Here is a 5,827-nt window from a genome sequence, read left to right as displayed (position 1 = left end):
GTATCCTTTGGTCGTGTCTTTGAACATATTAATGGTAAAGACAAAACACTTTATTTCATCATTGGTGCTTTCTTTTTTATTCTTTGGTTTAAAAACTCCTCTTTCTTTACCAACAATTTTAAGCCGACTAAGTACTATATGATATTTTTCATTAGCATTTCACTTTATTCTATATTCAATATACACAGATTAAGTGAATTTTTGTATTTTAATTTTTAAGGATTTAATTTTGTACTTAAACCAAAAAATATCAGTCAAACATTTTCTTATTTTAATATTGATTCCAATATCTTTATACGTAACATTTCACTTTATTGTATGGAATCTTTATACTTCAAAAATTTTTGGAAGAACAGATGATATGTATATTGGAGATATTGGAAGAATGTCTTATCAGGTAGACTCTTTATTTCCAAGAAAACTGGAATATACATTACCAAAAAGATTAATCAACTCAACTCCTTATCATGATGAATCTATAGATGTATTAACAATTGGAGACTCTTTTTCCAACGCTGCTACTGGCGGTACAAATCCATATTATCAAGACTATTTATCTACAAAATACAATTTAAAAGTTTTAAATATTATGAATATTACAAATCAGGGTCATCGTCTTTTTGAAACTATTGTTTCATTATATAACAATGGCTGGCTTCAAACGCATAAACCGAAACTTATAATTATAGAAAGTGCTCAAAGAGGTGTGTATGAACGTTTTGCAAAAGATTTTGATTGGACTCAAAAACAGTTTAATATAACTCCTCTGATTACTTCTATAAAAACAAACGATTCTTATATACCAAATCTAAAGCAGATTAATACGGCAAACTACAAGTTTCTCTATTATGGAATTAAATATACTTTTAATCAAAGAGCTCAAAAAGATGTTGTCAAAATGACATTAAATAAACCGCTTTTCTCTACACCTACATATAAAACGAATCTACTTTTTCACTATTCTGATGTACAAAATATCAAAAATGACCCTAAACGTGTTATGCTGATCAATAAAAATTTCAACCACTTAGCAAAAATTTTAAAACCTCTTAATATAAAATTACTTTTTTTAGTCGCACCAGATAAATATGATGTTTACTATGATTATATTGAAAATAATAAATTCCAAAAAAATTTATTTTTTAAATTAATCAACCCACTGAAAAAAGAGTATCTTTTTATAGACAGTGAAAAAATTTTAAAAGACAAACTAAGTCATAATACGCTTGATCTTTACTATAGTGATGATACTCATTGGAGCTATAAAGCCAGTGATGCAATTACAAATGATCAAGTTTTTCAAAAACTTTTTGGGAATAAATAGTATATAAATGAAAAAAAAACCTTATAAAAAATTTGTTTTTTTTACTATTCTTATAGTTATCCTCTTTAGCTTATATCATTTGTATATATATACATTTTATACATCAAAAATATTTGATAGAAAAGACTATTTATATATTGGAGATATTGCTCGCGTTGGTTATCAAGTAGATGCACTTTACCCAAGAAAACTTGAATATACACTACCCAAAAAACATCTTAATAAAGAGCAATACACTAGTGATAAAAAAATTGATATATTGACACTAGGTGATTCCTTTTCAAATGCTGCTACAGGAGGTAAAAACCCATATTATCAAGACTATTTAGCAACTGACTACAATGCTTCAGTTTTGAATATTCTTGATACAAGAGACCATAGTGTCAATACATTCAAACCAGTTATAGCACTTTACAACAATGGATGGTTAAAACAACACCATGTTAAATTTGTAATTATCCAAAGTGTAGAACGGTTTTGTGTTCAGCGCTATGCTAAAAAATTTGATTATTCTTTTAACGATATAGATATAAACAAAGTTATTCGTTCCTCAAGACAATACGATTCTTATATACCAAAGATTAATTTTATCAGTACTGCTAATTATAAATTTCCTTATTATAACTACCAATCAAAAAAGAAAGTACATTTTCATCCTGACGTTATGTTGTTAGAACTCAATAAAAATCTTTTCTCTCCAGAAAATTTTTCTGATAAACTACTTATTCACCATGAAGATATTTTATCTCTTCCATATAATACACAAGAAAATATTTTTATGCTTAACCAAAACCTCAATCATTTAGCTATACTATTAAAAAGCATCGATGTAAAGTTAATTTTTATGCCGACTGTCGACAAATATGATTTATATTATCCATATATTAAAAACAATCCTTATCGTAAAAATCTTTTTTTTAAAATAATTCGAAAACTACCCAAAGAATACATTTTTATAGATACAAAGAAGATTTTAGAACAACTTTTACTAAAAGGTACTCTAAATGTTTATTATCCAGATGATTCACATTGGAGTGAATTAGCCATTAAAGCTATAATAAATGAAAATTTTACTTTTCTTAAAAAGGCATTATATGCAAACCATCCATGAAAAAGTCACCACTCTTATTAATTACTTTTTAATACTATATATATTCCTATTACCTTTCAATATACATTTTTCAACAACTATCTTGAATATTATAGTTTTATTATATCTATTTAGTGGTCAAATTAAAGAAAAACTGCTATTTGCCCTTAAACATAGAGTATTTCAATCAATATTACTTTTTTTTGTTATGTATATTTTATGGTCCCTAAATAGTGAACAAATTGACACTATGCTCTGGAAACTAAAAACGTATAAATATCTGTTTTATAGCATTATTTTTTTGACAATTATTCAAGACCCTTTCAAAGATAAGCTAAAAAATGCTTTTCTACTGGCAATATTTATCAGTGAGGTTACAAGTTTATTCATGTTCACAGACTTTACCATACCTTTTATACATATAACTGGCTATGGTAAATATGTCCCATTTTTTTATACCTATTCACAATATTCATTACTAATAATTATTGCAATTGGATTAAGTTTATATGAACTGACAACAAAAAGTTCGAATCTAAAAAAAGCTCCGTATTTGATACTCTTTTTAATTTCAACTTTTACTATTTTTATACTTGATTCTAAATCTTCTTATATCCTCTATTTTATAACTGTATTTATAGTTTTGTATCAATCTTTTCAGATAAATAAAAAAATAATATTACTATTTATCAGTTCTGTAATTATTATTAATACATTAGCTTTTACCTATAGTTCAACTTTCCATAAACGTATAACCAATATCTACAAACAACTTCATCTTGCTATTAACAATAATGAATATGCCGGTTCTACTGGTTCGAGAATTGGCATGAATCTCATTGGCTTTCAACTTTTTTTACAAAAGCCATTTATTGGTCATGGAACTCAAGAACATATTGATCTTGCTATAAAAACTATCGAAGACCTCAATGTATCCAAGCAGCAAAAAGATAATCTTCTCGTTTTTAGAAATCCAATGTCACCAGGGATGCAAACATTACATAATGAATATCTAGACCACCTCATTCAATTTGGTCTTGTTGGATTTTTTATTTTGCTAAATATATTTTATTCTCTTTACAAATCAAGAATTCCAGATCTTCAATGGAAATCTCTAAACAGCATTTTGCTAATTAATTTCATGCTTTATATGTTTGTCAACTACTTTTTTGTTCTCAATCAACTTGGAACAATATTTCTAGTTTTAATCTCTTTAACAATAACAACATACTACAATAGCGTCCAAAGGAATATAAAAGAATGAGTCAACCATTAATTTCAATAGCAATGTGTACATATAATGGAGAAAAATATTTACAAGAACAGCTAGATTCTATTTTAGACCAAACATATAAAAATCTAGAAATCATAATATCAGATGATTGTTCAACTGACTCCACTGTACAAATTATTGAAAACTATCAAAATATCGATCCACGTATTAAATTGTATAAAAATGAAAAAAATTTAGGATTTTTAAAAAACTTCGAAAAAACAATTGCTTTATGTTCAGGAGATTTTATTGCTTTAGCAGATCAAGATGATATTTGGAAGCAAAATAAACTGGAAAAGTTTTATAATGAATTAGATGATAATGTTTTAATCTATTCAGATGCTTTAATCATGGATAAAGATTCAAAAGAAACTGGTACACAGCTTGTGCGTCCAAAAAGTAATCTTTGTAAAGGTAGATGTAATAAAGCTTTCTTTTTAAATAATTTTGTTTCTGGAAATACAATGATGTTCAAACAAGAACTTGTTAAGTATATTCTTCCTATTCCTGAACAAATGAGTTATCATGATATTTGGATAGGATATGTAGCATCTACTTATGGACACATAACCTATACTGAAGAACCAATGACATACTACAGAAAATATGAAGGCCAAGTTACACATCAAGGGGATATTATACCTACGAATATATTCCAAAGGTTACGTTATAAGAAGAATCTTCGTATGAAAGTTGCAAATATCAGGGCAAAAGATTGTGAATCATTTTTATCTCTTGAAATATTAAAAGATGAAGATACCATCAAAACTTTAGAGTTACTTTTAGAGCATTATAAGAATTTTAACAAAATATACTTCAACTATAAATTATATAAAATTCTACACCGTTATACAGAAGAGTTATTTTGTTCTATTAGAGAGAGTAAACGTTCCAGAAGAGCATTTAGAACAGCTGTTGGAATGAAATTAAAAACTCTTTCTTTTTTTATACTATAATTGCGCAATGAAAAGTAAAATATATCTAAAATATTTAAGCAGTATTATCATTCTATTTCTTAGCTACCATGTAATAATGTGGGTCTTTTTTACATCAAAAATTTTTGGATTAGACGATCAAACATCTACTGGAGATCTTTCAAGAATGTCTTATCAACTTGATATGATACAGCCAAAAACGCTAGAGTATACTTTAAAAAAATCATTTATATATGATAAAACTTTTCACAATCAATCGATAGATATGATAACAGTGGGTGATTCTTTTTCTCATGGTGTAAGCGGTGGACTTAATCCTTACTACCAAGATTACCTTTCATCACTTTATAATAAAAATATTCTTAATGTAAATCCTATAAAATATGATCAGTTTATTGAAACTGTAGTCGGACTACATAATAGTGGTTTTTTAAAACAAAAACAAGTCAAATACGTTCTTATTCAGTCTGTTGAAAGATTTTTAACAACAAGGTTTAACAAAGAGATTGATTACACTCAATTTAATCTAAAAAATCCAGAAATCAGTAAAAAAATTTTTTCGGTCCAACATCAAGATATATCTATAATCAATACTGCAAATTACAAACTTCCATACTATTATTTAGCATATAAGTTTAAAGAAAACCCTAAGAAAGATGTTCATAAACTTCAACTTACAAAAGAACTTTTTTCTAATCATAAAGATGTACTAATTTTTCATGACGACATAAAAAACATTCCTCTCTTCACTCAAGAAAGTGTTGCTAATATTAACGAAAGTTTTAACAAACTAGCTAAAATACTAGACAAAGACGGTATCAAACTTATCTTTATGCCAACAACTGATAAATATGATCTGTATTATAGTTTTATAAAGAACAATCCTCATCCAAAAAATCCTTTTTTCGATCTTATACGTCCATTACATAAAGATTATATATTTATAGATACTAAAGCTATTTTAGAACCCTTATTAAAAGACAATAAAAAAGATATCTATTTTGTTGATGATACGCATTGGTCTCCTCATGGCAGTGAAGCTGTATCCAGAAGTAAAATTTTTCAAAATACATTGCAAGAATAAATAGATGCTATTTAACAGCTACGAGTACATATTTTTCTTTCTACCGATAACATTTTTCATCTATTTCTTTTTACTCAATAGAAGGTTAGTAACAGGTGCGAAAGGTTTCTTAGTATTTGCG

5 protein-coding genes are annotated in these 5,827 nt (G+C 26.8%); all 5 read left to right on the top strand.

The genetic code is table 11. The features are described from left to right. Window positions 1-229 precede the first annotated feature (229 nt). Genes P6N22_RS10565 through P6N22_RS10545 form a run of 5 tightly spaced genes read left to right on the top strand, consistent with a single transcriptional unit; the run spans window position 230 to window position 5,706 of the window. Window positions 230-1,324: a hypothetical protein gene (locus P6N22_RS10565; protein WP_280332787.1), complete on the top strand. Its 1,095-nt coding sequence runs from the start codon at window positions 230-232 to the stop codon at window positions 1,322-1,324. Window positions 1,325-1,331: 7 nt separating this feature from the next. Beyond that, window positions 1,332-2,435, top strand: a complete 1,104-nt coding sequence (locus tag P6N22_RS10560) for a hypothetical protein (RefSeq protein ID WP_280332785.1) — start codon at window positions 1,332-1,334, stop codon at window positions 2,433-2,435. Then, window positions 2,386-3,678 (top strand): O-antigen ligase family protein, encoded by a 1,293-nt coding sequence (locus P6N22_RS10555; RefSeq protein ID WP_280332783.1) that lies wholly within the window; start codon window positions 2,386-2,388, stop codon window positions 3,676-3,678. Before P6N22_RS10560 ends, P6N22_RS10555 begins: the two co-directional genes overlap by 50 nt. Further along, window positions 3,675-4,643, top strand: a complete 969-nt coding sequence (locus tag P6N22_RS10550) for a glycosyltransferase family 2 protein (protein ID WP_280332781.1) — start codon at window positions 3,675-3,677, stop codon at window positions 4,641-4,643. Before P6N22_RS10555 ends, P6N22_RS10550 begins: the two co-directional genes overlap by 4 nt. Before the next feature lie 7 nt (window positions 4,644-4,650). Then, a complete protein-coding gene (locus P6N22_RS10545) occupies window positions 4,651-5,706 on the top strand; it encodes a hypothetical protein (RefSeq protein WP_280332780.1) in 1,056 nt (351 codons plus the stop codon). The last annotated feature ends 121 nt before the right edge of the window (window positions 5,707-5,827 follow it).

It is taken from the genome of Sulfurimonas sp. C5, from assembly GCF_029872055.1.
Classification (GTDB): Bacteria; Campylobacterota; Campylobacteria; order Campylobacterales; family Sulfurimonadaceae; genus Sulfurimonas.
This window is presented reverse-complemented; position numbering and strand designations above follow the sequence as displayed.

What these genes read in the sequence shown, in the direction of transcription:
- P6N22_RS10545 (WP_280332780.1), top strand. Translation starts at nt 4,651, where the DNA reads ATGAAAAGTAAAATATATCTAAAATATTTAAGCAGTATTATCATTCTA.
- P6N22_RS10555 (WP_280332783.1), top strand. Translation starts at nt 2,386, where the DNA reads ATGAAAATTTTACTTTTCTTAAAAAGGCATTATATGCAAACCATCCAT.
- P6N22_RS10550 (WP_280332781.1), top strand. Translation starts at nt 3,675, where the DNA reads ATGAGTCAACCATTAATTTCAATAGCAATGTGTACATATAATGGAGAA.
- P6N22_RS10560 (WP_280332785.1), top strand. Translation starts at nt 1,332, where the DNA reads ATGAAAAAAAAACCTTATAAAAAATTTGTTTTTTTTACTATTCTTATA.